Source organism: Streptomyces sp. ML-6, from assembly GCF_030116705.1.
Taxonomy (GTDB): Bacteria; Actinomycetota; Actinomycetes; order Streptomycetales; family Streptomycetaceae; genus Streptomyces.
The window spans coordinates 4,973,423-4,998,119 of the sequence record NZ_JAOTIK010000001.1 but is presented as its reverse complement, the minus strand read 5'-3'; the positions used below and the strand labels follow the sequence as shown (position 1 = coordinate 4,998,119).

Here is a 24,697-nt window from a genome sequence, read left to right as displayed (position 1 = left end):
CTGAACTCGAGCATAGGGGTGCCTGTGACCTCCACGGATGACGTCACCGAGAGCAAGATCCTGCTGGCCGAGTACGGGTGCCTCAAGGAGGAACAGAAGACCCGCATAGGGTTTCGCGACAACCTGCTGTACTTCACCCTCGCGGCAGCCACTGCAGTCGTGGCGATCACCGCGCAGAGCGGACAGTCCCGGCTACTGCTCTCCGTCCCCGCGATCTGTCTGATCCTGGGCTGGACCTACCTGGTCAACGACGAGAAGATCTCGGCAATCGGCTACTACGTCCGCGACCGGCTGGGCCCGCGCCTGGAGGAACTCACCTCCACCCACGGCGCAGTGTTCGGCTGGGAGATCTACCACCGCAGCGTTGCGGGCCGCACCGTGCGCAAGCGGCTTCAGACCGCGGTGGACCTGTTCACGTACCTGGTCCTGCCCATGGTCTGCACGACCGCGTTCTGGTGCTCTCCCGTCGTTCAGCCCCTGCTCTTACTCGCTTCTCTTGGGCAGACACTCGCCTTGGCTGTACTGGGCTGGCAGTTCCTGCGCCGTAGGGAGCGAGAGCACTGAGCCAAATGCTGTGGCAGGCCCAGGCAATGGCGTCGAGGGCATCGGGGTGTTGCCGTTCTGGCGAGGGCCTCCCAGGCGGCAATCACGTAGACACACTGGCGGCCCCGGGTCACGCCCACTGTGAAGTGTCTGGCCCCATTCTTGGGGAAGGACGGAATCCACAGCAGCGCGGGGTGCGCCTCTGCGATGATCAGACCGTTGCGAGGCGGGATCGAGCCGGAGGAAGACACCTATGACCGATTCCAAGCTGGGCGACGGCGCGGAGGAGCCCCTGGGACGAGCCTCCTATCTGATCGAGGGACGGCGGGTGTTGGTCTCCGATCTGGTAGACGCCGGACTGCTGACCGCCGGAACGCAGCTCACCTTCCGGCGTAAGCAGTCCGGAGAGGCACACCTCGCTAAGGTGACCGGGGACGGCAGGATCGAGCTGAGCGACGGCCAGCGGTTCAAGTCCCCCTCCGCGGCAGCCGCTGCGGCCACGGGTCGGGGCCCCTACGACGGATGGACCGCCTGGGCACTTGACGACGGCACCCTGCTGGACGTTCTGAGACAGAGCCTCCTGGACACGGTGGCGGAGCAGCCCGCGTCCGGCGGCTCGGCAGCAGACGTCTCCGCCGCGCGGCACGCCCGGTTGAAAGACGCCCGGAAGCAAGCGGATGCAGATACTCCGATCACCCTCACCGTCCGGGATCTGCTGGGCTGGTGGGGGGCTTCCCGACGCGGCTACCTGATCAGCGAGCAGATAGCCAGTGAGCTGACCAACCACGGCCTGTACACCGTTCCGGACTTCGCAGCCGTAGGCATCGACGACCGGGTCACCTTGACCGGGCCGTCATTGGATACCGAGAACAGGGACGAGGAAACGGCCGAACCGGAGGCGGCAACAGAGCAGGCGGAGCTGAGGACGACCGGCACACCGGCGACCGCCACCACCTCCGGCAGCGCGGAGGACAAGGGCGAGCCGATCCAGGGACAGACGGTCGGCAACCTGCCCTCGGCACTCAGAGGAGTGGTATCGGTGACCTCCTCGGCGAGTTTCGAGGAAGCATTCACCAAGATGCAGCTCAACGGGTACTCGCAGCTGCCGGTGCTTAACGGAACTCGGAACCTCCAGGGGGCCGTCACCTGGGAATCCATTGCCCAGGCTCGTTACAAGGACAGCCAGGCTCCCTTTTCCCAGGCCATCGTCAAAGCTCACGATGTCAGCTATGCCGATCATCTGATCGACGTCCTGCCCTACCTGGAGCAGTACGGCTTCCTCTTGGTGAGGGACCAGACGAAGCAGATCGCCGGGATCATCACCATCGCGGACGTGGCCGCCGAGTACGGCGCCACGGCGCGACCGTTCCTCCTCATTGGCGACCTCGACCGGCAGCTGCGCCGGGTCATCTCGGAAGGCCTCGACCTTCAGGAGGTGATCACGCTCTGCGATCCGGACAAGCTCCGCAACATCACTGCCTTCGGTCAGATGTCGTATGGGGACTATCAGCAGATCCTCAGCAATCAGCAGCAATGGGACAAGTTGGGGTGGCCGCTGGACCGCAAGTCCTTCGTGGCCCGCCTCGACGAGCTGCGCGAGGTCCGTAACGAGTTGATGCACTTCAACGACAAGGACAAGGTCGGCGATGACGCGATACCGAAGCTCCGCAACATGATCGAGCTGCTGCGCCGATACGGAACCTGAGGCGAGGCGCGCGGCCGCCCTCGGTCCGCCGCGCGCCTCCGCCCTCACCCCCTCGTCAGTGTCGATACCTCAAGGCTTCTCGTTGTAATAGATGTCGTCTTACACTTCGGGTATGAAGCAGACTCGAGCCGGGACCACTGAGAACATCTCCGTGTCCATGCCCGCCGAGCTGGTCAGCGAGCTCCGCTCCCGAACCGGCCGCCGCGGGCTGTCCAACTACGTCGCCGAAGCCGTCAGGCACCAGCTCGCCATGGATGGACTCGCCGAGATTGTGGCGTCCCACGAGGAGGAGCACGGCGCGCTCACGGAGCAGGAGATCGAAGCCGCTCGTCGCGAGCTGTTCGGATACGTGAACGCCGAGGATGTCGAGCGGGGCGCCGCGTGAAGGAGCAGCCGGCCCGCTCGCTGGTGCTCGACTCCGAGGCGCTCTCTCTACTCCTGCGCAACGACCGCGGAATGGCGGCTCGCATCGAGGCATCCCGGCAGGCTGGGGTTCCCGTCCTCGTGTCCGCGCTGACCATTGTTGAAGCCGTACACGGGAAGACCGATCTGGCGCGCTTGAAGTGGGTGCTCTCCCGGCTGCGGGTGGAACCGGTCAGCCAGGAGGACTCCCTGACCGCAGTGGGGCTGCTTCAGGACGCAGGCGGGCTGCACGGGCACAAGTACGCGATCGACGCCCTCGTCGCCGCGCTCGCGCTACGCGTCCCGGCCCCCGTGATCGTCCTGACCTCCGACCGGGACGACTGGTCGAAGCTCTGTGGGAAGCGCGTGATCATCAGAGACGTGTAAGCACCGCCGACTACTGGGTTTGTGAGTTCACTGGCACCAGTGGCACGAGCTGTATCCCACCCTCAGGAAGACCGGCACGTCGCGCCGCCGCGCCTCCTCGAAGGCCTCGGGGGACCACTCCCACCAGTCGACCGGATTGTCCGCGTGCTGAAGCAGATACGGGGACGTGGACTGCGCAAGCCGGTTGGCCATGAGTCCAATCCTCGCGCACCCGCCTCCGCCCCGCCCATGCGCCACGGGGCGGCACACGGACGGCACACGGGCGGGGGCGCTCCTCCCGGCCCCGTGCTCGCCGCCGGGCACGACCGTGCGCGACACCGGCCGGCCCGGGGGCGGGCGGGTGCCGCGCGGTGCGACGGGGTGGACGCGGCCGTGCCGGTGCCGCCCCGGGCTACTTCTGCTTCGCGGCCCCCGCCCCGACGGCGGCGTCGGCCGCCACCGCATCCGGGTCCGGGGCCTCCTCGAAGTCGACCCGGCCCATGTGCCGGTTCATGGACTTCATGAGCAACCACACGCCCACGGCGATCGCCGCGAAGACGAGGAAGCCGAGAACGCCGGGGGTCACCTTGTTCTTGTCGAGCTCGGCGGCGAGCGGAACGAGGTCGGTCAGTGCCTGGGTCGCGTACATATCAGGCATTGTCGCGGATGCCCGCGAAGAGGTCGCTCTCGGGGAGGGAGGTATCGACGAGGGACTTCGCCAGCTCGTACTCCTCGGTCGGCCAGACCTCCTTCTGGATGTCCATCGGCACGCGGAACCAGCCGCCGTCCGGGTCGATCTGCGTCGCGTGCGCGATCAGCGCCTTGTCGCGGATCTCGAAGAAATCGGCGCACGGGATGTGCGTGGTCAGCGTGCGCTCGACGCGCTCGAACTCCTTCCAGCGCTCCAGCCACTCGCCGTAGGGGGACTCCAGCCCGCGGGCCAGCAGCGCCTCGTGCAGGGCCACCGTGCGGGGCCGGTTGAAGCCCTGGTTGTAGTAGAGCTTCTGCGGCTGCCAGGCCGGGCCGAACTCCGACTCGGGGAACTTCTCGGTGTCCGTCGCACCGTCGAAGGCGATCATCGTGATCTTGTGGGTCATGATGTGGTCGGGGTGCGGGTAGCCGCCGTTCTCGTCATACGTGGTGATGACCTGGGGGCGGAACGCACGGATGCTGCGGACCAGCCGGCCCGCCGCCTTCACCTCGTCCTCCAGGGCGAAACAGCCCTCGGGGAGCGGCGGCAGCGGGTCGCCCTCGGGCAGCCCCGAGTCGACGAAGCCGAGCCACTCCTGCTCGACGCCCAGGATCTCCCGGGCCTCGTCCATCTCCTTCCTGCGCACCTCGTGGATGTTCTCCTCGATGTACGCGTCGCCCTGGAGCTTCGGGTTGAGGATGGAGCCGCGCTCGCCCCCCGTGCAGGTCACGACCAGCACGTCCACCCCCTCGGACACATACTTCGCCATGGTGGCCGCGCCCTTGCTCGACTCGTCGTCGGGGTGGGCGTGGACTGCCATCAGTCGCAGCTGCTCGGTCAAGACTCGATCCTCAGTGATTCGGCACATGGGCAGGCTTCTATAGTGACCGAACCGGGGGGTGGAAAATTCCTCGATCCCCGGCACGGGAGGAACGATCATGGCTGCGGTGCGCGAGTCGCTTCCGGAGAACCGCTACGGCCGCTCCGCGGACCAGCGGGCGGACCGCAAGCTCAAGATCATCGGTTCGGTGCTGGGCGTCGTCCTGCTCGGTGTGGTCGGCTGGATCGGCTACGACTACGTCACCGGCCAGGGCATCAGCGCCGAGATGATCAAGCGCCAGGTCGTCTCGGACCAGCAGATCGACGTCCACCTCGAGATCCGCAAGGACAAGGACGCCAAGGGCTACTGCACCCTGCGCGCCCAGCACGAGGACGGCAGCGACGTGGCCCGCAAGGACTTCCGGTTCGACGAGAGCACGGAACGCATCGACCGCGTCGTGTCCCTGCGCACGACCGCCAGGGCGACCAGTGTCGAACTCCTCGGATGCACCACCGACGGCGGTGCGCCACGCTGACCCGGCCCGGGACCGCGGTCCGTCCCGCGGGGTGGCGTCGCGTTGACCTCCGGCGGCGGCACATTGACCGCCGCGCACCGGCGCCGAATCGCCTCTGACTGCTCTGACCTGCGCATATGTGGTCCCGAGGTTTTACCTTCTCCCCCTTTCCCCGGTGAATTGTTAGGCTCGTGGTTTCGCCCACCCGTAGGGGCACATGCTTACGGGTAGGGCGATGCTTTGTATTCCCAGTACCGACGAGGAGCACCCTGTGACCCAGACCAGCGAAAACGTCACCTGGCTCACGCAGGAGGCGTACAACCAGCTCAAGGCCGAGCTGGAGTACCTGTCTGGTCCCGCGCGCACGGAGATCGCCGTAAAGATCGCGGCGGCCCGTGAGGAGGGCGACCTGCGCGAGAACGGCGGGTACCACGCGGCCAAGGAGGAGCAGGGCAAGATGGAGTTGCGGGTGCGCCAGCTCACCCAGCTCCTGGAGCACGCGAAGGTCGGCGAGGCGCCCGCCGACGACGGCGTGGTCGAGCCCGGCATGGTGGTCACGATCGCCTTCGACGGCGACCCGGACGACACCTTGACCTTCCTGCTCGCCTCGCGCGAGTACGCGAGCTCGGACATCGAGACGTACTCCCCGCAGTCGCCGCTCGGCACCGGCGTGAACGGCAAGCGGATGGGCGACGACGCCGAGTACGAGCTGCCGAACGGCAAGATGGCCATGGTGAAGATCCTCGCGGCGAAGCCGTACACCGGCTGATTCCTCGTCCGTCGAACGTGTGGGGAGCCCCCGGCCCGACAGCCGGGGGCTCCCCACACGTACGGGCGGCGCCGGGGCGCACGCGCGGTGCCGGCCCGTGGGGCGGGGCGCGCCGGGGTCAGCCCATCACCAGGTATCCCGCGTCGCGCAGCCTCGTCGAGACCTCGGCGCAGTGCTCCGGCCCCTTCGTCTCCAGGTGGAGCTCCACCTCGACCTCGGTGAGTCCGAGCCGGGGGTCGGTCCGTACGTGGCCGATGTCGAGCACGTTGGCGTCGACCTCGGTGAGCGCGGCCAGCAGGGCGGCCAGGGCGCCGGGCCGGTCGGCCAGCCGCAGCCGCAGGCTCAGGTAGCGGCCGGCCGCCACCATGCCGTGGGTCAGGACGCGCTGCATCAGCAGCGGGTCCACGTTGCCGCCGGAGAGCAGCGCGACCACCGGCCCGTGGAACGACTTCGGGTCGCTCAGCAGGGCCGCGACCGGGCTCGCCCCGGCCGGTTCCACCACCAGCTTCGCCCGCTCCAGGCAGAGCAGCAGCGCACTGGACAGCTCGTCCTCGGAGACCGTACGCACCTCGTCGACCAGCTCCCTGACCAGCTCGAACGGCACGTCGCCGGGGCGCCCCACCTTGATGCCGTCCGCCATCGTGGCCGGCGAGTCGATCGCCACCGGGTGGCCTACGGCCAGTGACGGCGGGTAGCAGGCCGCGCCCGCCGCCTGCACCCCGACGATCCGCACGTCGGGCCGGACCGCCTTGACCGCCACCGCGATGCCCGCCGCGAGACCGCCGCCGCCGACGCCCACGACGATGGTGCGCACCTCGGGGCACTGTTCGAGGATCTCCAGGCCCACCGTGCCCTGCCCGGCGATGATGTCGGGGTGGTCGAAGGGGTGGATGAAGACCGCGCCGCTCTCCCGCGCGTACTCCTGGGCCGCCGCGAGCGTCTCGTCGACGACGTGGCCGTGCAGCCGGACCTCGGCCCCGTACTGGCGGGTGGCGGCCACCTTCGGCAGCGGTGCCCCGACCGGCATGAAGACCGTCGACCGTACGCCGAGCAACGAAGACGCGAGTGCGACACCCTGCGCATGGTTCCCGGCGCTCGCGGCGACGACCCCGGACGCCCGCTCCACCGGGGACAGGCCCGCGATCCGTACGTACGCGCCCCGCAGTTTGAACGAGCCGGTCCGCTGGAGGTTCTCGCACTTGAGGTGGACCGGCGCGCCCACGAGCCCGGTCAGATGGCGGCTGCCCTCCATGGGGGTCTTCCTGGCCACGCCGGAGAGCATCTTCTGCGCCCCCCGGACGTCGTCGAGGATCAGGGGAGGGAAGTGGCCGGTGACGCGGAAGTTCATACCGCAAGTCTGGCAGCTCGCCACGGCTGCGCCCGTGATGTCCCGGCTCCTTCCGGGCCGTTGTCCCCGGGTTCGCGTGCCGCTGGTGCGCGGTCCACGGGTTTGCGCAGGGCCGGTACGCGGTGCCCCGGGGCCGCGTACTCTGTCCCCCACCCATCCGACACCGCACGAAGAGAGCCCCCGGCCATGCCCCCTCAGGACATGACGACAGCTGCGTCTCCTTCCGGGGGCGCCGCCCCCGAATCCACGGGTTCCGACCACGTCCTCGATGCGCTGCAGCACCAAGTGGCGGTATTCGCCCGCCGTGCCGAGCAGACCCGCCTCGGCGGTGTCGGCCAGGTGCGCAATTCCATGGACCGGGCCGCCTATCTGCTGCTCAACCGGCTGGACCAGGAAGGTCCGATGGGCGTCAAGGCACTCGCCGCGGGCATGGGCATCGACTCCTCGACGGTCACCCGGCAGGTCGCGCCGCTCGTCGACACCGGCCTGGTCAAGCGCACCTCGCACCCCGAGGACGGCCGGGCCGTGGTGCTCCAGCTGTCGCCGCGCGGCCAGGCCCGGCTCGACGAGGTCCGCAGCTCCCGGCGCGAGCTCATGACGCAGGTGACGGACGGCTGGACGGCCGAGGAGCGCGAGACGTTCTGCACGCTGCTCACCCGGTTCAACGCCTCGCTGGCCGCCCGCCAGGCCGCGCACCAGGCGCCCCCGGCCGGCTGACCGCGCCCCGCCGATCACCCCGGCCGGCCGCACCCCGCCCGGCCGATCACCCCGGCCGGCCGTCGCCGGCCCGGTTCCGCTGTCCCGTGGCAGCCGGTTTCCGGCGGTTCCGGGGCGGAAGCGCCGCGTCCGCCCCGGGGCCGCCGGAACCGGCACGACCGACCCGTGCACGCCTCTTGACCCGGGCCCCCGCAGCGGCTCGTATGGTGGATTGTGCGAGAGCGCCAGACGGGCCGGGAGCGGCGCCGAGCCCAGGAATTCGAGGCCTTCGTGGCGGGCGCGGCCGGCCGTCTGCTGCACACGGCCACGCTGCTCACCACCGAGCCCCTGCGACCGCCCGGCGCCAATCCCCGCGCCCGGCGGATGCTCACGGCCGCGCTGGCGCGCACCTACGCCCAGTGGGACCGGCTGCGCGGCGAGGACCCGTACGACCGTGCCCGGCGCGAACTGGTCGTCCGGTTCGCCCACGAGGTCTGGCGGCACCACCGGTCGCGCGGCGGACCCTTGGACCCTCTGACCCCGCAGGAACGCCTCGTCCTCGTGCTGCGGTTGTACGAGGGGGTCGCGGAGGAGCAGGCCGCGGCGCTGCTCGGCCTGCCGGTGGAACGGGTACGGGCGATCTGCAACCGTGCGGTGGCCACGATGCGCGGCACCCGCAGGCCCACGGAGCGGTGGGGGCTGCCGCCCGGTCCGCTGGGGGTGGCGCCATGAGCCGCAGCGGCGACCGCGAGGACGAGGTCCGGCGGATGCTGGACGGCCCGCATCCGCAGGTGCCGGCCGATCTGGCGCAGCGGGCGGCGGAGCGGGGCGGCAGGCTGCTGCGCAGGCAGTTGTTCGCCCGCCGGGCGCTGTTCCTGGTGGCGTGTGCCGCGGTGGCGGCCTTCGCGGTCTGGGCGTCCGTCGTGCATCCGTGGGAGGTGCCCCCGGCGGAGACCACACCGAACGGGGGCTGGTGAGCGCGGAACGCGGACCGAGGGGTGCCGGATACGGGGATACGGGGCGCCGATGGGCCCCGGAGTACGGGCCGGGGGGTGCCGGACGGGGCGGACTACCCTGGAATTCGCGGCGCGGTACGCGAAACCGGCGGGATCGGCCGAGGAGGCTCTGCCATGACCAGGAAAGTCGCTGACTGCCGAAAGCACCCGAGCGTGTCGCACTGCTCGCTCACCATCGCGGGTGAGGAAGAGGAAGTCGTACGGGCCGCGGCGGAACACGCGGTCTCCGTCCACGAGCACACCGACGGTCCCGAGCTGCGCGAGCAGATCCGGGCGTCGCTGGAGGACGAGAAGGCCAACGCCTGACCGGCGCGTGTCGGCACGCGCCGGCGGGCGCTGCGGGAGAGCGGGCGCGCCCGGACGACCGGCCGCACCCGCTCCCGTTGCCGTTGCCGTTGCCGTTGCCGTTGCCGTTGCCGTCTCCGACGACTAGCCGAGCGCCTGCGTCAGGTCGGCCAGCAGGTCGTCGGCGTTCTCGATGCCGACGGAGATCCGGACGAGGTCGGCCGGCACCTCCAGCGGGGAGCCGGCGGCGGAGGCGTGCGTCATCCGGCCGGGGTGCTCCACCAGCGACTCGACGCCGCCGAGGGACTCACCGAGGGTGAACAGCCGGGTCCGGTTGCAGACCTGGACCGCCGCCTCCTCGCCGCCCTCGACCCGGAAGGACACCATGCCGCCGAACGCCTTCATCTGCTTGGCGGCGATCTCGTGGCCCGGGTGCTCGGGCAGCCCCGGGTAGAGGACCTGGGACACCTTGGGGTGCCGGGTCAGCAGGTCGACGACCTTGGCGGCGTTCTCGCTGTGCCGGTCCATGCGGACCGCGAGGGTCTTGATGCCGCGCAGCACCAGCCAGGCGTCGAACGGTCCGGCGACCGCGCCCATGGCGTTCTGGTGGTACGCCAACTGCTCGGCCAGTTCCGGGTCGTCGACGACCAGCGCACCGCCGACGACGTCGGAGTGGCCGCCCATGTACTTCGTCATGGAGTGCACCACGACGTCGGCGCCCAGGGCCAGCGGCTGCTGGAGGTACGGGCTGGCGAAGGTGTTGTCGACGACCAGGCGCACGCCCGCCGCCCGGGCCACCCCGGCGACCGCGGCGATGTCGGTGATGCCGAGCAGCGGGTTGGACGGGGTCTCCACCCAGATCGCCTTGGTGCGCGGGGTGATCGCCTCCCGTACCGCCGTCACGTCCGAGGTGTCGGCGACCGAGAAGTCCACGCCCCACCGCGAGACGACCTTCGCGAACAGCCGGAAGGTGCCGCCGTAGGCGTCGTTGGGGATGACCACGTGGTCACCGGGGGTCAGCAGGGTGCGGAGCAGGCAGTCCTCGGCGGCGAGGCCGGAGGCGAAGGCGAGTCCGCGGCGGCCGCCCTCCAGGGCCGCGAGGTTTTCCTCCAGGGCGGTACGGGTCGGGTTGGCGCTGCGGCTGTACTCGTAGCCGCCGCGCAGCCCGCCCACTCCGTCCTGTTTGTACGTGGAGACCTGGTAAATGGGCGGGACGACGGCGCCGGTGAGGGGATCGGCGGTGTTTCCCGCGTGGATCGCGAGGGTTTCGAAGCTGTGCTGGTCGCTCATGGGGCCCGAGCGTAGTTCGTCGCGAGGGCCCTGGCCGGAGTACTCGGCCGTCCGGTGACAATGGGGGCATGGAGATTCTCTGGTTCCTGATCGCACTGTGCATGCTCGCGGCGGTCTTCGGCCCCTTCGTGCTGCGCCGCCGCGGCGGCATCCGGCAGGTCGCGCCCGGTTCCCCGGACGCCGCCGACCCGGACGCGTACGGCTTCGTGCGGCAGGAGGACCTGGACATCCGGCTGCCGGGTCCGGACCAGGATCTGCTGGACGTGATCGAGGCCGTGCAGCGTTCCCAGGACTGGCGGGCGGCCTCGCAGCTGCTGGCCGGTACGCCGAAGGAGGACGAGGCGCGGTGGCAGCGGGTGCAGGCGTTCGCCGGCGCGGCCTCGCTGGAGCTGGCGCAGCAGCCGGGTGTCGGGGGTGCGTGGCTGCGCGCGTGGCGGGCCGAGGCGCCGAAGGACGCGGGCGGCGCGGCGGTGCACGCGGAGTTCCTGGTGCAGCAGGCGTGGCGTTCGTCGACCGCGGGGACGGACGACTTCCGGATCATCCTGGAGGAGGCCCGTACGGTCTGCGGCGAGGCGGCGCTGCTGGCACCGGGCGACCCGGTTCCGTACATCGTCGAACTGGCCGTGGCGCGCGGACTGGGCTACTCCCACGAGGAGTTCGACCGGCTCTGGGCGAAGGTGATCGACCGGGCCCCGGCCCACATGGGCGCGCACATCGCGGCGCTGCACTACTGGTGCGAGAAGTGGCACGGCTCGCGCGAGGAGGCGGAGCGTTTCGCCACGACGGCCGCCGCCCGCGCCCCGCAGGGCTCCCTGCTGGCCGCGCTGCCGCTCTTCGCCTTGTACGAGCACCTGCCCGAGGTCAATCTGGTGCAGGGCTTCTACCGGGGTGTGACGGTGACCAAGGCGGTCGAGGGCGCCCTGTTCGCGGTGCACGCGGCCCGCCCCGACGACCCGGTGCTCGCGCACGTGCGCCATCTGCTGGTGCTGTTCCTGGTCCAGATGGAGCGCTGGTCGGAGGCGATGCACCAGCTCGTCCACATCGACGGCCACGTGGGCGCCCTGCCCTGGACCCAGGGCCCCGACCCGGCCGCCGAGTACACCGTCTGCCGCGCCCTGGCGGTGGCCGGCTACGAGGCGAACGGCGGCAGCCCGGCGACTTTGCCGCGGTAGCGGCGGGGGGTTCGGGGCACGCCCCTCCGTAAAACCCGCAGGCTTCCCGGGGCGGGGCATGAGAAGGTGCGGTTCGGCCCGGCGGAGGGGAGGACGGCATGGGGCTGAGCTACGGCTACGACATCTATCTGCCGCCCCGGAACATCGCCGGGGCGCTGAACGAGTTGGCCGCGCTGGCGCCGCCGGGCCGGGACGTGCCGCCGCTCGATGTCACGCTGCCCGGGGGTGAGCGGGTCGTCCTCCCGTTCACGTCGAACTTCGGGAGCGAGCCGGTCGACCGTTCCGCGGGCGGCACGCTCGATCTCGACACGTCCCTGTTGTTCGGCGCCGACGACGTGGTGCGCGCGTACGCGGAGGAGCGCGGGCTCGAAGCCGAGGAGGACGGGCGGGTCGGGATCGGGTACGTCTATCTGACGGTCCGGTTCGCGTCCTTGCCGCATCCCCGTTACGCGGCAATGGAGTTCTGGGCGGCGACCTCGGCGATGAGCCGCGTGTTCGCACGGTCGGCCCGTGTCAGGGAGGTGTTCACCGGCCTCACCGCCGCCGCGGGCGGGGTGTGTTGCCTGTTCGACACCGGGGACGGCGGGCCCGGGGAGGTGTGCTGGGCCAACGGTGCGGCGAGCCGGGAGTTGGTCCAGATGGTCTCCGGGGCGGCCTTTCCGGATCCGGAGGCCGTTGTGGCGGCCTGGCCCGACCCCGGCCGGTGAGGTTCCGGGCCGGGGTGCTGGGGCGCGGGCCGGGCCGGGTCAGCGGCCGAGGGCGGTGCGCAGGGTGAGGCCGTGGCGGCTCCTGAGGCGTCGCAGTTCCCAGAGGCTCACCGCCGTGACCGACAGCGGGCCGCCGAGGACCGCCGCCGGGCGGCCATCCCTGCGGCGGCACTCCCGGCCCCTGGGGTTGCGGTGGCCACCCGGGCGGTCCTCCGGCCGGCTGTGGGCCACCGCCGTACGGGCCCCACGGGCCTGGTCCGGCGCTCATCCTCGTCCCCCGAAATTGTCACCGTGGCAATTTTTCGCCCCCGACCATACGTCGCCGGTTTCCGTGGACGCAGTCGGACGGGCGTCCCCCGTGCCCCGGTCGTGTGCGGCGTCGTCCGGGTGCCCGACTGCCCGGGTGCCCGTGCGCGGCCCCGTCGGATATTCGTTTCCCACCGGAGCCGCCACGTGCGAGGGTTCTGCGGTGACTGCCTCCCCTCAGGACCCCTCCCACCAACTCGACTTGCTGCGTTGGCAGTTCGATCTGACGTGGTCGCTCTTCGAGTACCACCTGGAGCGGCTCGAAGCCGATGACTTCCTGTGGGAACCGGCCGCGGAGTGCTGGACGCTGCACCGGGCCGGCGACGGAACGTGGACGGTGGACTGGGCGGAGACCGAGCCCGATCCCGTTCCCGTGCCGACCATCGGCTGGCTGAGCTGGCACATCGGCTGGTGGTGGGGCGTGGCCGCGGATCACACCCGGGGGCGGGCGCCCCGGGGGCGGGAGGACGTCGCCTGGCCCGGCCCGGGGAAGCCGACGGTCGAGTGGCTGCGCGGTCTGCGCGAGGACTGGCTGGAGGCGCTGGACCAACTCACCGGCGCCGATCTGGAGGCCACCGCCCCGTTCCCGCAGCAGGACGATCCCGAGTACACCGTCACCCACATGATCGCCTGGGTCAACGCCGAACTGATGAAGAACGTCGCAGAGATCGGCCAGCTCCGCCTCCAGCGGGCCGTCGTCCGGCCAGGCACCTGACCGACGGCCCCGCGCGGCTCCGGGTCAAGCGGGTCTCATCCGCAATTCCCCGTAGGTGTGACTGCCCTTCGGGCCATGCGCGGTCCCCTCGCGCGGTCCCACTCCGGGAGGGCTGCGGAGCACCAAAAAGTAAAACGTCAGTTTTAAGACCTTTTTATGGGCCAGTCAGGATATCTGCTCGTTTCTCCGCCCTCGTTTTCGCCGACCCATCAGATGCACATCCGCGTGGGCAGGAACGAAGGGAACGGGACGACATGGCTCATTGGCAGAAGATCCCCGGAGGGCTCTCGGCGATCTCGGCCGGGTCCAGGACCAACGTCTGGGGCGTCAACTCCGGCGGAAACATCTACCGCTACACCGGCGACGACGCCAACCCCTGGCACCGGATCCCCGGCGCCCTCACCGACATCGGCGCAGCCGCCGACGGCACCGTCTGGGGCGTCAACTCCGCCGGAAACATCTACCGCTACACCGGAGACCAGGGCGAACCCAACCACTGGAAGCAGATCCCCGGCGGCCTCACCCGCATCTCCGCCGGATCCAGGACCAACGTCTGGGGCGTCAACTCCGGCGGAAACATCTACCGCTACACCGGCGACGACGCCAACCCCTGGCACCGGATCCCCGGCGCCCTCACCGACATCGGCGCAGCCCCCGACGGCACCGTCTGGGGCGTCAACTCCGCCGGAAACATCTACCGCTACACCGGAGACCAGGGCGAACCCAACCACTGGAAGCAGATCCCCGGCGGCCTCACCCGCATCTCCGCCGGATCCAGGACCAACGTCTGGGGCGTCAACTCCGGCGGAAACATCTACCGCTACACCGGCGAGGACGCCAACCCCTGGATCCAGATTCCCGGCGCCCTCACCGACATCGGCGCAGCCCCCGACGGCACCGTCTGGGGCGTCAACTCCGCCGGAAACATCTACCGCTACACCGGAGACCAGGCGGGCTGAGCCGCACCCACTGCACTCGCGGGCCCTCCGACCCGACCGGGCCGGGGGCCCGTTCGCTTCCCGGTCCGGCCGGGGGTCCGTGCGCTCTCCGGTCCGGCCGGGGTCCGCTCGCTTCCCGGTCCGGCCGAGGACACCCGCGCGGGCCGTCACCGGCATATGCTGACCACTTGCTGTTCACATGATCTCCCCGCTCTCCACGGGCGGTACACACCGGAAGCGGCGATCCTCGTGTCGCCGGGCCCCGGTGACGAGCGCCGGACGCCGGACGAAGAGGAGTTGTCCACCGATGACGAGCGAAGGTCACGGCTCCCCCGCTGCCCCTGCCTCGCCGCCGTGGTTCATGGCCAACGAACTCCTCGCCTTCCTCATCGAGCTGGCCGCGCTGGTCCTGCTGTCCTGGTGGGGTTTCACCGCCGGGGACGGCACGACCGTCCATCTGCTGCTGGGGCTCGGGGCCCCGGCGGTGGCCGCCGCGGTCTGGGGGCTGTTCGCCGCCCCCCGCGCCCGTTTCCAGCTGCCCCTCGCGGGGGTGCTGCTGGTGAAGGCGGTGGTGCTCGGCGGGGGCGTGTACGCGGTCCACGCGATGGGGCATTCGAAGGCCGCGGTGCTCTTCGGGATCGTGGTGGTCGCGAACACGGCCGCGGCGGAGACCCTCCGGCACCGGATGCCCGACCACGGGCCGGGACGCGGGCCGGGGCACGGGCCGGACCGGGAGCCCGACCGCGGCCGACCGGACCGCGACTGACCGGGCGTCGGCCCGGTTGGTGGTCCGGTCGGCCCGACCGTCAACGGGACGATCGGCCGGGCGGGCGGTGAATCAGCCGGCCGGTGCGTAGTGCTGGAGGTAGAGGAAGATCGACTTCCAGCCGGACCCCACGTTCACGATGTGCAGTTGGCCCCCCGAGGGGCCGTAGTCCCAGGCGGCGATCCCCTGGACCTCGTCCCCCGGCTCGACGTCCTGCCGGAAGGCGTGGGAGACCTGGCCCGAGACCGGGTCGACGGTGTACACCGACTTCGCCGAATCGTCCACCGACGCGTAGAGCGTGCCCCGCCACATCGCTGCCCCCTGGATCCTGCTCAGCGGCTGGGACAGGGGCACCGTCCGCACCACCGGGAGCGTGGCGCCCGCCGGGAGGGTCAGCAGGTCGTTCAGGCTGTAGGCGACCAGCTTGTTCGTCCCCTGGGCGGCGTCCTGGGTCCAGGGCGCCGTGTAGACCAGTCCGGCGGCGGCGTCCACCGCGACCCACGGCACGCCGCCCGGCATCCGGTCGAGGGGCAGCTGCACGTAACGGCCCGTGTAACTCAGGTCGTCCGCGTCGTACAGCGCCAGCAGCGGATGCCGGTAGCCGCCCCGGCCGTCCTCGATCGGCGCGATCACATAGCCGTCGTGGTACTCCAGGTCCCCGATGTGGTCACCGCCGTACGTGCCGCTCAGCAGCGGCGGGATCGGGAACAGCGACGAGGCGACCTCCGAGTCGTTCGCCGCGGTGGCCTTCACCATTCCGCCCGGTCCGGCGTAGTAGAAGTACGTCCCGTCCGTCGCGACGCCCTGCCCGCGCTCCAGCGCGTTGAACCCGGTCCACCGGTAGTAGTCCCCCGTCCGTGTCCAGTCCGCGGCCATCGCGGGGGATCCCGCGCTTCCGACGGTCAGCGCGATCGCGATCGCCGTGGTCGCCGCAACCCTGCCCGGCTTCATCTGATGGGCCCTGCCTCTCGTCCGGCGTCGCATCGAGTGTGTTCCCCCGTCGTGTTCCCGTTGCGTTCTGTGTTGCGTTCCGTGTTGCGTTCTCCGCCGTGCTCTCCGTCGTGTCCTGCGTTGCGTTCCGCGTGAGCGAGAGGACTACAGCAGTGCCGGCCATCCGGCGTCAATGGGCATGAACTACCGTTCAGACAAAGGGACTTGAAGTCGATCCACCGCTGCGGACGAGCGCGGTGCGGGCCGGCCGGCCGGCTTCCGGGACGTACGGGCTAAAATCGGCCGGCGGACGATCCGGCACTTCGAGGGGCCGACCACACGGCGCCGTCCGCGGAGCCCGTCTCCCCCGGTGACTCCGGCCTCCTCGGCCCTCTTCCCTCCGGAGCCTGCCAGCAATGCGTACCAGGGGTTTTCTCCGTCGGTCCTCCGCGGCGCTCGCCGTGTCGGTCGCCCTGTGCCTCCTCGCCACGGCCTGTTCGGGCGACGGCGCCGGCACCGGGACGCCTCCCTCGGCGGGGATCGAGCTCCCCCCGACGCACGCGGGCTTCGACTACCAGCTCGGCGCGCCCTACCCCCCGCCGGCCGGGGTGTCCGTCGTCGTCCGGGACCACACGCAGCGGCCCGCGCCCGGGATCTACAACATCTGTTACGTCAACGCCTTCCAGGCCCAGCCGGGCGCGGAGAAGGAGTGGGACGCCGATCTGCTGCTCCGCGACGGGGCGGGCGAGCTCGTCATGGACGAGGAGTGGGGGGAGGCGATGCTGGACGTCCGTACCGCCGCCAAGCGCGAGCGGATCGCGCGGAAGGTGAACGCCTGGATCGACGCGTGCGCGGCCAAGGGCTACCGGGCCGTCGACCCGGACAACTACGACAGTTACACGCGCGCGCCCCGCGGCCTGCTCACCGCGGACGACGCGAAGGCGTTCCTCGCCCTGCTCGCCGCCCACGCCCACGCGAAGGGCCTGGCCATCGGCCAGAAGAACACCGCGGAGCTGGCCCCCTTCCGCAAGGAGGTCGGTGCCGACTTCGCCGTGGTGGAGGAGTGCGGCCAGTACGACGAATGCGGGGACTACACGGCCGCCTTCGGTGACCACGTGCTCGTGATCGAGTACACCGGGCAGGGCATGGCGCGGGCGTGCGAGGGCTGGGGCGACCGGATCGGCGTGGTCCGACGGGACCTGGACCTCGTGGCCCGCGGCCACGAGGGCTACCACTACGGAACCTGCGACGGAACCGGCTGACCCGCCCGCACCGACCCGGCGCACTCACCCCGTCCGGCCCCACCGGCCCGGATGTCCCGCCCGATCACCCCGTCCGGCGCGTCCGGCCCGGTCGCGGGGAGCGGCCGGGCCGGACGTGTTCGGGCCGGGGATCAGGTGATCAGAGGGCCGGAGGATCAGGGAGTCGGGGGATCAGATGAGTCCCTGGGCCAGCATCGCGTCCGCGACCAGCTCGAAGCCGGCGATGTTGGCGCCGACCACGTAGTTGCCGGGGTTGCCGTAGCGCTCCGCCGTGGTGTAGCAGGAGTCGTGGATGTGCCGCATGATCTCCGCGAGGCGCTCCTCGGTGTGGGCGAAGGTCCAGGAGTCGCGCGAGGCGTTCTGCTGCATCTCCAGGGCGCTGGTGGCCACGCCGCCCGCGTTGGCCGCCTTGCCGGGGGCGAAGGCGACGCCCGCCTCCTGGAACACGCGCACGGCCTCCGGGGTGGTGGGCATGTTGGCGCCCTCGGCGACCGCCTTCACACCGTTGCGCACCAGGACCAGGGCGTCGGCCTCGTGGAGCTCGTTCTGGGTGGCGCAGGGCAGGGCCACGTCGCAGGGGACGTTCCAGACCCCGGCGCCGTCGACGTACTTGACGTGCTCGCCGCGCCGCTGCGCGTACTCGGAGATCCGGCCGCGGCCGGTCTCCTTGATCTCCTTGAGCAGGGCCAGGTCAATGCCCTTCTCGTCCACCACGTAGCCGGTGGAGTCCGAGCAGGTCACCACGGTCGCGCCGAGCTGCTGGGCCTTCTCGATCGCGTAGATCGCGACGTTGCCCGAGCCCGAGACGACGATGCGCTGGCCGTCGAGGGACTCGCCGCGGCTGCGGAGCATCTCGTCGGTGAACATGACGCAGCCGTAGCCGGTCGCCTCCGTGCGCGCCTGGGCGCCGCCCCAGCCGAGGCCCTTGCCGGTGAGGACGCCGGACTCGTAGCGGTTGGTGATCCGCTTGTACTGGCCGAAGAGATAGCCGATCTCCCGGCCGCCGACGCCGATGTCACCGGCCGGGACGTCGGTGTACTCGCCCAGGTGGCGGTGGAGTTCGGTCATGAACGACTGGCAGAACCGCATGATCTCGGCGTCCGAGCGGCCCTTGGGGTCGAAGTCCGCGCCGCCCTTGCCGCCGCCGATGGGCATGCCCGTGAGCGCGTTCTTGAAGATCTGCTCGAAGCCGAGGAACTTCACGATCCCGAGGTTGACCGAGGGGTGGAAGCGCAGGCCACCCTTGTACGGTCCGAGCGAACTGTTGAACTCGACCCGGAAGCCGCGGTTCACGTGGATGTCGCCGGAGTCGTCCGACCACGGCACCCGGAAGATGAGCTGGCGCTCCGGCTCGCAGACGCGCTCGATGATTCTTGCGTCCACGAATTCCGGTCGCTGCGCGAGGACCGGGCCGAGGGTCTCCAGGACCTCTCGTACCGCTTGGTGGAACTCCTTCTCGCCCTGGTTGCGCCGGAGAATCTCCGCGTACAGCGGCTCGATGACACGGCTCTCGGTGGTGTGCGGGGTCACGGAATCAGGGGTGGCCTGCATCAGGTCAAGACCTTCCGTCGGTGGGCATCGCGCGCGAAGACGTCCCGTCCCGGGAACGTCGCGGTCCCCCCTCCCCATTGAGGGCGTCGCCCAGACATCGCACGCTCTGCGGCTCACGGAAGCGACGTACAGAACCGTTGTGGCACATCGATTGTCCCAGCCGCCCCGGAAAAGTCTCGCGCGGGACCCGTGCAAATGTCTTTCGGCCCGATTCGGACGCAAGGACCTACGCCCGCTCGGCCCGGTGCCGCAGCCACAGCCCGGTGCCCGAGGCGAGCACGACCGACCCGGTGACGACGCTGAGCACGATGTGCAGGGTGTTGTCCGCCATGAGGTTGAGGAGGAGGTTGGCGACGAGGGCGATGCAGAGAACGAGCCAGAGCAAGGGCTTCATGGAATTCCTCCGAGGGTCGGTGCCGGGGTCGGTGTCGTGGTCGGTGCCGTCTTCGTACCGGCGATGTCCCCATCCTGCTGGCGGGCGTCGGCCGCCACGAGGGGCCGCTCTCCCGGAGTCATGGTGGAGCAGGCTGCACCATGGCGGTGGCTCAGTCGGTGATGCCGAGGTCCCGCCGCATCAGCTCCCGCATGGTATCCAGACGGGGGTCGGCCGCCTTCAGGTCCTCCAGGACCTGCTCCACGCTCTCGCCGTCACGGGCGAGGCCCCGGTCCAGGCGCTTGATGGCGGCGTCCCCGGCGGCGAGCACCCGGTTGAGGTCGCGGGAGGCCTGCAGTATCCGCTCGGGGACGATCATCTGCGCCTCGGCGTAGTGGTCCCGGTGTTCGAGTCGGGCATCTTCGAGCTGGGTGCGTTCCTGATCCGTGTAGACGCCGTCGCGGATGCGGTGCAGGGCGTCCTTGAGGAGGGTGTGGAACTGCCGGGAGGCCCGGTTCATCGCCGTGTACTGGGCCCGCCGCTCCTCGAACCTCCGCTGCGTCTCCGCCGTCCGGGCCTCCTCGGCGCGCTGGCGCGCGGTCAGCCGTTGGGTGAGCACGGGGGCGAAGAGGGTGCCGAGCACCCCGACCACTGCGGTGATCATGGCGGTGATGGCGACGGTCATGGCTGCGAGACTAGGGCCCTTCGCCCCGGTCGTCCCTGACAATCGCGCAATCGCGGAGTGGGGTACGGCGCAGTGCGCCCCTGGTACAGGTGGTGCGCATGATTCCGTCGTGTCGGGAGTTCGATTTCCGGACACGGGATGACGGAACATCAGACATGATGTTGTCATGACAACGCCATGGGGGAAGAGGCGTACCCGGAACCCTTCCGGACCGACTGCGCCGACATACGGCACGGCCCTCCCGCCCACGTCCTCGCCCGCACCTGCATCGGCCCCGGCACCGGGGCACCCCGTCGGGCCGCGGCTGCCGCCACGCGCGGGCGACATGCGCCGTTACCTCGCGGTCGGGCTCGACTGCTACTTCTGCCTCATCACCGCCGGCCTGCTGGCCCGGCCGTACGTGAACGTGTCCACCACCGTCACCGAGGTCCTCGGCCTGCTGACCGGTCCGGCGCTCGCGTTCTCGTTCCTCAACCAGGTGGTCCTCACCGCGGTCGCCGGGGCCGGCCTGGGCAAGCTGATCATGGGAATCCGGGTGATCAGGCTGCCCGACGCCGGGCGCCCGGGGCTGTGGCGGCTGGTGCGGCGCTGGCTGTACGGGCTGAGCCTGCTGCCGCTGCAGCCCTGGTACGGGCTGTGTTCGTTCCTCGCCAGGGCCGGTACCGGCCCCGACGCCCCGCACCCCGGGACGCTCCCGAACGGCTGCACCGGCGAGCCGTACACCGATCCGTCGGGCCTGCGCCAGGTCCGACGCAGCGACCTGGCCGCCCACCGCGACGCCATGGCCTTCCCTCACTGAGCCCCGGCCTCCGGGCCGCGGACGGCCGGTCCCGCAGGCGTACCCACGGACAGCCCCGCAGACGTACGGGGACGGGCGCCCCCACGGACGTACGAGGACGGGCGGCCCCCGGCACAAGCACCCCACGGGCGCAGGAAAACGGCAGCACAGGAAAGCGGCAGGGACAAAAAAGCGGCAGCGCAGGAAAGCGGCAGCGCAGGAAAGCGGCAGGGACAAAAAAAGCGGCGGCGCCGCGGGATCCTGGTGGATCCGGGTGCCGCCGCCTTCATGCTGCGGGATTCGGGGTGCGCCGGGGACCGGACGCGTGGGGTCGGGTCAGACCGCGGAGCCCGCCGTCCACTGCGACCAGCTCATGTTCCAGCCGTTGAGGCCGTTGTCGGGGGTGATGGTCTTGTCCGGGGAGTTCTTGACGATGACCACGTCGCCGATGAGGGAGTTGTTGTAGAACCAGGCGCCGGGCTGGCTCGAGTCGCCCGCGCCCTTCACGTCGGCGAGGCCGACACAGCCGTGGCTGGTGTTGGCGCTGCCGAAGATCGACCGCGCGCCCCAGTAGTTGCCGTGGATGAAGGTGCCCGAGGTGGACAGCCGCATGGCGTGCGGCACGTCCTTGATGTCGTACTCACCCTTGCCGTCGTCATCGGTGAAGCCGACCGTCGCACCGTTCATCCGGGTCTCCTTGAACTTCTCGGAGATCACCATCTGACCGTTGTACGTGGGGTTGTCGGGGGAGCCGGCGGAGATCGGGATGGTCTTGATCGTCTTGCCGTCCTGGGTGACGGTCATCGTCTTCGTCTTGGCGTCGACGGTCGAGACCTGGTTGCGGCCGACCTTGAAGGTGACCGTCTTCTGCTGCACGCCGAAGACGCCGTCCGCGCCCTCGACGCCGTCGAGCTCCAGCTTCAGGGTGACGGTGGAGCCGCCCTGCCAGTAGTTCTCGGGGCGCAGGTCCAGACGCTGCGAGTTGAACCAGTGGCCGACGACCTGCTGGCCGCTGCTGGACGTCACGGTGATGCCGGACTGGACGGCCTTGCGGTCCGTGATCGGCTTGTTGAAGTTGATGGAGACCGGCATGCCGACGCCGACCGTGGAGCCGTCCTCGGGGGTGAAGTTCCCGATGAAGCTGTTGGCGGGCGAGACGGTGGTGAAGGAGGAGTTCTCGTGCGCCTCGCGGCCCTTGGCGTCCTTCGCCGTGGCGTTGATCTTGTACGTGGTGGAGCGCTCCAGCTGGACGTCGGGCTTCCAGCTCTTGCCGTCGGCGGAGAGGGTGCCCTTGACGGCCGCCCCGGCCGAGGTGGTCATGACGACCTCGGACAGCGTGCCCTTGGTGACGGTGACCTTGGCGTCGTTGTTGATGCTCGCGTTGGTCGCGCCGTTCTTCGGCGAGATCGTTATCTGTGCTTCCGAGGCGTCCTGGGCGGCTGCCTTGTCGACCTCGGCCGCCTGCGACTTCTTCGAGCCGTCGGCGCTCTTGTCCGTGCCGTCGTTGCAGGCGGTGAGCACCAGCACGCCGCCGAGCAGTGCGGACGCGGCCATGAGACCCCTGCGCCGCTTGCTGTCCGTCATCACACGCTTCTCCATCGTTGCCGAAATCCCCAAAAAACCCCGAGCGGATCCACCGGTGACCGGCGGCGCCGCCATGTCCCTGAAAAGAACCCCTGGCACGGGCCCTCCGTTCCACATCCATGAAAGATGTGGGGAACAACACTCATCGACGCATCCGCCGTTGCGGTGGTTCCCGACGCCGATCGCGTAGGGGCGAGCGGTGATCAGCACGGCCCCGGCCCGTGCGGAACGGGCCGGGGCCGGTGCTCATCACCTGCCGGGCCCGCCGCTCGCGCCGTCGCGTCCGGCGTCGTCCTCACCCATTGTGCGGGACGCCGCCGCTCCGCCCATCCTTTCCGGCCGTCTCCTCCGCCCGGTCGGCCTCGTGATCCCCGCCTCTGCCCCCGTCCCCGTGCTCCCCGTATCCCTCGTACTCCCCGTACTCCTCGTACCCCTCGTCCTCGTCGTCGAAATCCCAGTGGTCCGGGTCGTCCGGGTCGTGGTCGATGCTCTCGCTGCTCCAGGAGGCCCTGGTGAGCCGGACCCCGGGCACCTCTCCGACCAGGACGAACGGGTCGACGAGGGAGGCGAGGGCCTCGGCGCCGTCCGCCCGCACGGCGGCCTCGGCATGCGTGCGTTCCTCGGCGGACTCGCCCTCCGGTTCCGCGTACTCCCCGTACTCGGCGGCGATGGCCTCCAGGGCGGTACCGCTGAGGGCGGCGAGGTCCGTGATCTCCAGCACCATGTCGACCCGAAGGCGGACGAACCGTGATGTTTCAGAAGCGCTCATGCGCCGGAGCGTAGGCCCTCGCGCCGTCGGCCCTCCCACGACCCGCTGCACCCCACTGCGCCCCGTTGCTTTCTCCACGCGATCGTGCGGGGGCACCGTCCGGGCCCCCGCACGCCCGGCTACGCGAGCGGACCGGTCACAGGCTCGACCGCCGCGACCAGCTTCCCCGCCCGTACGAACTCGTCCGCCGCGGCCAGGTCCGGCGCCAGGAAGCGGTCCGGCCCCGGGCCCCGGACACCGGCCGCGCGCAGCGCCTCGACGGCGGCGCGCGAGGCGGGCCCCGGGACGAGCCCCTCCGCGGCGCGCAGCTCGATGGCGCGGGTCGCCGCGTACAGCTCGACGGCGATGATCCGGGCGAGGTTGTCGACGGCGGTACGGAGCTTGCGCGCGGCCGACCAGCCCATGGAGACGTGGTCCTCCTGCATGGCGGAGGACGGGATGGAGTCGGCCGACGCCGGGACGGCGAGCCGCTTCAGCTCGCTGACCAGGGCCGCCTGGGTGTACTGGGCGATCATCAGGCCGGAGTCCACGCCCGCGTCCTCGGCGAGGAACGGCGGCAGCCCGTGGGAACGGTTCTTGTCCAGCAGCCGGTCGGTGCGGCGCTCGCAGATCGAGCCGAGGTCGGCCGCGACGATCGCCAGGAAGTCGAGGACGTACGCGACGGGGGCGCCGTGGAAGTTCCCGTTGGACTCGACCCGGCCATCGGGGAGAACGACGGGGTTGTCGACGGCGGAGGCCAGCTCGCGGCCCGCGACGGTCCGGGCGTGGTCGAGGGTGTCGCGGCCCGCGCCGTTGACCTGGGGCGCGCAGCGTACGGAGTAGGCGTCCTGGACCCGCGGCGCGTCGTCCTGGTGGTGGCCCGTCAGTCCCGATCCGGCGAGGACCCGCAGCATGTTGTCGGCGCTGGCGCCCTGGCCCGGGTGCGGGCGGATGGCGTGCAGTTCCGGGGCGAGCACCTTGTCCGTGCCGAGCAGCGCCTCCAGGGAGAGGGCGGCGGTGATGTCGGCCGAGGTGTAGAGGTTCTTCAGGTCGTCGAGGGCCATGATCAGCATGCCGAGCATGCCGTCCGTGCCGTTGAGGAGGGCGAGGCCCTCCTTCTCGCGCAGCTCGACCGGGGTTATGCCGTGGGCGGCGAGCAGCTCGCCGGCCGGGCGCACGGTGCCGTCGGGGCCCTCCGCCTCGCCCTCGCCCATCAGCGTCAGGGCGCAGTGGGAGAGCGGGGCCAGGTCGCCGGAGCAGCCGAGCGAGCCGTACTCGTGGACGACCGGTGTGATGCCGGCGTTGAGCACGTCGGCCATGGTCTGCGCGACCTCGGGGCGTACGCCGGTGTGCCCGGAGGCGACCGTCTTCAGCCGCAGGAACATCAGCGCGCGCACGACCTCGCGCTCGACGCGCGGGCCCATGCCGGCCGCGTGCGAGCGGACGATGTTGCGCTGGAGCTGGGCGCGGAGCTCGTGGCCGATGTGCCGGCTGGCCAGGGCCCCGAATCCGGTGGAGACGCCGTAGACCGGCTCGGGCTTGGCGGCGAGCGCGTCCACGATCTCCCGGGCCGCGGCGAGCGCGTCCACGGCGGCCTCGGAGAGCTCGACGCGGGCGTTGCCGCGTGCCACGGCGATGACGTCCTCAGCGGTGGTACCGGACGTCCCCACCACGACTGTGTGCATATCCATATTCAGAAGCGTACGGACTGAATCCCTCCATGTCACCAGTGGTCGA

The 24,697-nt window shown here is 70.6% G+C and carries 29 protein-coding genes and 1 pseudogene; 17 read left to right on the top strand and 13 right to left on the bottom strand.

Annotated elements, in window-relative coordinates; translation table 11 throughout:
- Positions 1–24 precede the first annotated feature (24 nt).
- The 4 genes from OCT49_RS22445 (at position 25) to OCT49_RS22430 (ending at position 3,037) form a co-directional block, all read left to right on the top strand.
- Positions 25–564 (top strand): hypothetical protein, encoded by a 540-nt coding sequence (locus tag OCT49_RS22445; RefSeq protein ID WP_283853631.1) that lies wholly within the window; start codon positions 25–27, stop codon positions 562–564.
- Between the two features lie 232 nt (positions 565–796).
- Positions 797–2,248 carry a CBS domain-containing anti-phage protein gene (locus tag OCT49_RS22440; protein WP_283853630.1) on the top strand — a complete coding sequence of 484 codons (1,452 nt, stop codon included), beginning with the start codon at positions 797–799 and terminating at the stop codon, positions 2,246–2,248.
- A gap of 112 nt (positions 2,249–2,360) precedes the next feature.
- Positions 2,361–2,633 (top strand): hypothetical protein, encoded by a 273-nt coding sequence (locus OCT49_RS22435; protein WP_283853629.1) that lies wholly within the window; start codon positions 2,361–2,363, stop codon positions 2,631–2,633.
- Complete coding sequence (locus OCT49_RS22430; protein WP_283853628.1) at positions 2,630–3,037, top strand: type II toxin-antitoxin system VapC family toxin; 408 nt, start codon at positions 2,630–2,632, stop codon at positions 3,035–3,037. Before OCT49_RS22435 ends, OCT49_RS22430 begins: the two co-directional genes overlap by 4 nt.
- Before the next feature lie 33 nt (positions 3,038–3,070).
- Here OCT49_RS22430 and OCT49_RS22425 read toward each other — a convergent pair.
- From OCT49_RS22425 to mca, 3 genes and pseudogenes are all read right to left on the bottom strand, one after another.
- Positions 3,071–3,229: pseudogene (locus OCT49_RS22425) on the bottom strand (DUF255 domain-containing protein); the annotation flags it as partial.
- Between the two features lie 199 nt (positions 3,230–3,428).
- Positions 3,429–3,665 carry a hypothetical protein gene (locus tag OCT49_RS22420; protein ID WP_283853626.1) on the bottom strand — a complete coding sequence of 79 codons (237 nt, stop codon included), beginning with the start codon at positions 3,663–3,665 and terminating at the stop codon, positions 3,429–3,431.
- Between the two features lies 1 nt (position 3,666).
- A complete protein-coding gene (gene mca / locus OCT49_RS22415) occupies positions 3,667–4,548 on the bottom strand; it encodes a mycothiol conjugate amidase Mca (RefSeq protein WP_283853625.1) in 882 nt (293 codons plus the stop codon).
- 97 nt (positions 4,549–4,645) lie between these two features.
- Between mca and OCT49_RS22410 the strand changes: the two genes are divergently transcribed.
- Together OCT49_RS22410 and greA are read left to right on the top strand one after the other, a co-directional pair.
- Positions 4,646–5,062: a DUF4307 domain-containing protein gene (locus tag OCT49_RS22410; RefSeq protein ID WP_283853624.1), complete on the top strand. Its 417-nt coding sequence runs from the start codon at positions 4,646–4,648 to the stop codon at positions 5,060–5,062.
- A 250-nt stretch (positions 5,063–5,312) separates the two neighbouring features.
- Entirely contained in the window at positions 5,313–5,810 is a 498-nt protein-coding gene (gene greA / locus OCT49_RS22405; protein ID WP_283853623.1) for a transcription elongation factor GreA, read from the top strand.
- Between the two features lie 118 nt (positions 5,811–5,928).
- On the opposite strand, the gene ilvA is transcribed toward greA, so the two are convergent.
- Positions 5,929–7,158 carry a threonine ammonia-lyase gene (gene ilvA / locus OCT49_RS22400; protein WP_283853622.1) on the bottom strand — a complete coding sequence of 410 codons (1,230 nt, stop codon included), beginning with the start codon at positions 7,156–7,158 and terminating at the stop codon, positions 5,929–5,931.
- Between the two features lie 186 nt (positions 7,159–7,344).
- Between ilvA and OCT49_RS22395 the strand changes: the two genes are divergently transcribed.
- The 4 genes from OCT49_RS22395 to OCT49_RS22380 all read left to right on the top strand — a co-directional run bounded on the left by OCT49_RS22395 (position 7,345) and on the right by OCT49_RS22380 (position 9,176).
- The gene (locus OCT49_RS22395; RefSeq protein WP_148838895.1) at positions 7,345–7,875 is read left to right on the top strand and encodes a MarR family winged helix-turn-helix transcriptional regulator; all 531 of its coding nucleotides are present in this window, start codon (positions 7,345–7,347) and stop codon (positions 7,873–7,875) included.
- Positions 7,876–8,088: 213 nt separating this feature from the next.
- Entirely contained in the window at positions 8,089–8,586 is a 498-nt protein-coding gene (locus OCT49_RS22390; RefSeq protein ID WP_283853621.1) for a sigma factor-like helix-turn-helix DNA-binding protein, read from the top strand.
- Entirely contained in the window at positions 8,583–8,831 is a 249-nt protein-coding gene (locus OCT49_RS22385; protein WP_283853620.1) for a hypothetical protein, read from the top strand. The genes OCT49_RS22390 and OCT49_RS22385 overlap by 4 nt, the downstream gene beginning before the upstream one ends.
- Positions 8,832–8,984: 153 nt before the next feature.
- Complete coding sequence (locus OCT49_RS22380) at positions 8,985–9,176, top strand: DUF1059 domain-containing protein (RefSeq protein ID WP_283853619.1); 192 nt, start codon at positions 8,985–8,987, stop codon at positions 9,174–9,176.
- A gap of 123 nt (positions 9,177–9,299) precedes the next feature.
- Here the strand turns inward: OCT49_RS22380 and OCT49_RS22375 are convergent, their stop codons facing one another.
- Positions 9,300–10,445: a cystathionine gamma-synthase gene (locus OCT49_RS22375; protein WP_283853618.1), complete on the bottom strand. Its 1,146-nt coding sequence runs from the start codon at positions 10,443–10,445 to the stop codon at positions 9,300–9,302.
- A gap of 68 nt (positions 10,446–10,513) precedes the next feature.
- On the opposite strand from OCT49_RS22375, the gene OCT49_RS22370 reads away from it, so the two are divergent.
- A complete protein-coding gene (locus OCT49_RS22370; RefSeq protein ID WP_283853617.1) occupies positions 10,514–11,617 on the top strand; it encodes a hypothetical protein in 1,104 nt (367 codons plus the stop codon).
- Positions 11,618–11,715: 98 nt separating this feature from the next.
- Entirely contained in the window at positions 11,716–12,324 is a 609-nt protein-coding gene (locus OCT49_RS22365; RefSeq protein ID WP_283853616.1) for a hypothetical protein, read from the top strand.
- 39 nt (positions 12,325–12,363) lie between these two features.
- On the opposite strand, the gene OCT49_RS22360 is transcribed toward OCT49_RS22365, so the two are convergent.
- The gene (locus OCT49_RS22360; RefSeq protein ID WP_283853615.1) at positions 12,364–12,555 is read right to left on the bottom strand and encodes a hypothetical protein; all 192 of its coding nucleotides are present in this window, start codon (positions 12,553–12,555) and stop codon (positions 12,364–12,366) included.
- A gap of 238 nt (positions 12,556–12,793) precedes the next feature.
- Between OCT49_RS22360 and OCT49_RS22355 the strand changes: the two genes are divergently transcribed.
- From OCT49_RS22355 to OCT49_RS22345, 3 genes are all read left to right on the top strand, one after another.
- Positions 12,794–13,345, top strand: a complete 552-nt coding sequence (locus OCT49_RS22355) for a DinB family protein (protein ID WP_283853614.1) — start codon at positions 12,794–12,796, stop codon at positions 13,343–13,345.
- Between the two features lie 254 nt (positions 13,346–13,599).
- Positions 13,600–14,304 carry a tectonin domain-containing protein gene (locus OCT49_RS22350; protein ID WP_283853613.1) on the top strand — a complete coding sequence of 235 codons (705 nt, stop codon included), beginning with the start codon at positions 13,600–13,602 and terminating at the stop codon, positions 14,302–14,304.
- 286 nt (positions 14,305–14,590) lie between these two features.
- Positions 14,591–15,049, top strand: coding sequence for a YrdB family protein (locus tag OCT49_RS22345; RefSeq protein WP_283853612.1), 459 nt, complete (start codon positions 14,591–14,593; stop codon positions 15,047–15,049).
- A gap of 72 nt (positions 15,050–15,121) precedes the next feature.
- Here the strand turns inward: OCT49_RS22345 and OCT49_RS22340 are convergent, their stop codons facing one another.
- Positions 15,122–16,000: a hypothetical protein gene (locus OCT49_RS22340; RefSeq protein WP_283853611.1), complete on the bottom strand. Its 879-nt coding sequence runs from the start codon at positions 15,998–16,000 to the stop codon at positions 15,122–15,124.
- Positions 16,001–16,395: 395 nt separating this feature from the next.
- Here OCT49_RS22340 and OCT49_RS22335 point away from each other — a divergent pair, with 395 nt between their 5' ends.
- Positions 16,396–17,241: an endo alpha-1,4 polygalactosaminidase gene (locus OCT49_RS22335; protein WP_283853610.1), complete on the top strand. Its 846-nt coding sequence runs from the start codon at positions 16,396–16,398 to the stop codon at positions 17,239–17,241.
- A gap of 171 nt (positions 17,242–17,412) precedes the next feature.
- Here the strand turns inward: OCT49_RS22335 and gdhA are convergent, their stop codons facing one another.
- From gdhA to OCT49_RS22320, 3 genes are all read right to left on the bottom strand, one after another.
- On the bottom strand, positions 17,413–18,792 hold the full coding sequence (gene gdhA / locus OCT49_RS22330) for an NADP-specific glutamate dehydrogenase (RefSeq protein ID WP_283853609.1): 1,380 nt from the start codon (positions 18,790–18,792) through the stop codon (positions 17,413–17,415).
- 226 nt (positions 18,793–19,018) lie between these two features.
- Entirely contained in the window at positions 19,019–19,186 is a 168-nt protein-coding gene (locus tag OCT49_RS22325) for a hypothetical protein (protein WP_283853608.1), read from the bottom strand.
- Between the two features lie 151 nt (positions 19,187–19,337).
- A complete protein-coding gene (locus OCT49_RS22320; protein ID WP_283853607.1) occupies positions 19,338–19,850 on the bottom strand; it encodes a hypothetical protein in 513 nt (170 codons plus the stop codon).
- 325 nt (positions 19,851–20,175) lie between these two features.
- On the opposite strand from OCT49_RS22320, the gene OCT49_RS22315 reads away from it, so the two are divergent.
- A complete protein-coding gene (locus OCT49_RS22315) occupies positions 20,176–20,649 on the top strand; it encodes an RDD family protein (protein ID WP_283853606.1) in 474 nt (157 codons plus the stop codon).
- 315 nt (positions 20,650–20,964) lie between these two features.
- On the opposite strand, the gene OCT49_RS22310 is transcribed toward OCT49_RS22315, so the two are convergent.
- From OCT49_RS22310 to hutH, 3 genes are all read right to left on the bottom strand, one after another.
- On the bottom strand, positions 20,965–22,227 hold the full coding sequence (locus OCT49_RS22310) for a L,D-transpeptidase (RefSeq protein WP_283853605.1): 1,263 nt from the start codon (positions 22,225–22,227) through the stop codon (positions 20,965–20,967).
- 280 nt (positions 22,228–22,507) lie between these two features.
- Positions 22,508–22,981, bottom strand: a complete 474-nt coding sequence (locus tag OCT49_RS22305; RefSeq protein WP_283853604.1) for a hypothetical protein — start codon at positions 22,979–22,981, stop codon at positions 22,508–22,510.
- 119 nt (positions 22,982–23,100) lie between these two features.
- Positions 23,101–24,651, bottom strand: a complete 1,551-nt coding sequence (gene hutH / locus OCT49_RS22300) for a histidine ammonia-lyase (RefSeq protein ID WP_283853603.1) — start codon at positions 24,649–24,651, stop codon at positions 23,101–23,103.
- Positions 24,652–24,697: the final 46 nt, after the last annotated feature.

Coding starts and splice junctions, on each gene's coding strand:
- OCT49_RS22365 (WP_283853616.1), top strand. CDS start 11,716: ATGGGGCTGAGCTACGGCTACGACATCTATCTGCCGCCCCGGAACATC.
- OCT49_RS22435 (WP_283853629.1), top strand. CDS start 2,361: ATGAAGCAGACTCGAGCCGGGACCACTGAGAACATCTCCGTGTCCATG.
- OCT49_RS22350 (WP_283853613.1), top strand. CDS start 13,600: ATGGCTCATTGGCAGAAGATCCCCGGAGGGCTCTCGGCGATCTCGGCC.
- OCT49_RS22310 (WP_283853605.1), bottom strand. CDS start 22,227: ATGGAGAAGCGTGTGATGACGGACAGCAAGCGGCGCAGGGGTCTCATG.
- OCT49_RS22345 (WP_283853612.1), top strand. CDS start 14,591: ATGACGAGCGAAGGTCACGGCTCCCCCGCTGCCCCTGCCTCGCCGCCG.
- OCT49_RS22325 (WP_283853608.1), bottom strand. CDS start 19,186: ATGAAGCCCTTGCTCTGGCTCGTTCTCTGCATCGCCCTCGTCGCCAAC.
- OCT49_RS22440 (WP_283853630.1), top strand. CDS start 797: ATGACCGATTCCAAGCTGGGCGACGGCGCGGAGGAGCCCCTGGGACGA.
- OCT49_RS22340 (WP_283853611.1), bottom strand. CDS start 16,000: ATGAAGCCGGGCAGGGTTGCGGCGACCACGGCGATCGCGATCGCGCTG.
- OCT49_RS22385 (WP_283853620.1), top strand. CDS start 8,583: ATGAGCCGCAGCGGCGACCGCGAGGACGAGGTCCGGCGGATGCTGGAC.
- OCT49_RS22370 (WP_283853617.1), top strand. CDS start 10,514: ATGGAGATTCTCTGGTTCCTGATCGCACTGTGCATGCTCGCGGCGGTC.
- OCT49_RS22305 (WP_283853604.1), bottom strand. CDS start 22,981: ATGAGCGCTTCTGAAACATCACGGTTCGTCCGCCTTCGGGTCGACATG.
- OCT49_RS22395 (WP_148838895.1), top strand. CDS start 7,345: ATGCCCCCTCAGGACATGACGACAGCTGCGTCTCCTTCCGGGGGCGCC.
- OCT49_RS22315 (WP_283853606.1), top strand. CDS start 20,176: ATGCGCCGTTACCTCGCGGTCGGGCTCGACTGCTACTTCTGCCTCATC.
- OCT49_RS22380 (WP_283853619.1), top strand. CDS start 8,985: ATGACCAGGAAAGTCGCTGACTGCCGAAAGCACCCGAGCGTGTCGCAC.
- gdhA (WP_283853609.1), bottom strand. CDS start 18,792: ATGCAGGCCACCCCTGATTCCGTGACCCCGCACACCACCGAGAGCCGT.
- hutH (WP_283853603.1), bottom strand. CDS start 24,651: ATGGATATGCACACAGTCGTGGTGGGGACGTCCGGTACCACCGCTGAG.
- OCT49_RS22335 (WP_283853610.1), top strand. CDS start 16,396: ATGCGTACCAGGGGTTTTCTCCGTCGGTCCTCCGCGGCGCTCGCCGTG.
- OCT49_RS22410 (WP_283853624.1), top strand. CDS start 4,646: ATGGCTGCGGTGCGCGAGTCGCTTCCGGAGAACCGCTACGGCCGCTCC.
- ilvA (WP_283853622.1), bottom strand. CDS start 7,158: ATGAACTTCCGCGTCACCGGCCACTTCCCTCCCCTGATCCTCGACGAC.
- OCT49_RS22375 (WP_283853618.1), bottom strand. CDS start 10,445: ATGAGCGACCAGCACAGCTTCGAAACCCTCGCGATCCACGCGGGAAAC.
- OCT49_RS22320 (WP_283853607.1), bottom strand. CDS start 19,850: ATGACCGTCGCCATCACCGCCATGATCACCGCAGTGGTCGGGGTGCTC.
- OCT49_RS22420 (WP_283853626.1), bottom strand. CDS start 3,665: ATGTACGCGACCCAGGCACTGACCGACCTCGTTCCGCTCGCCGCCGAG.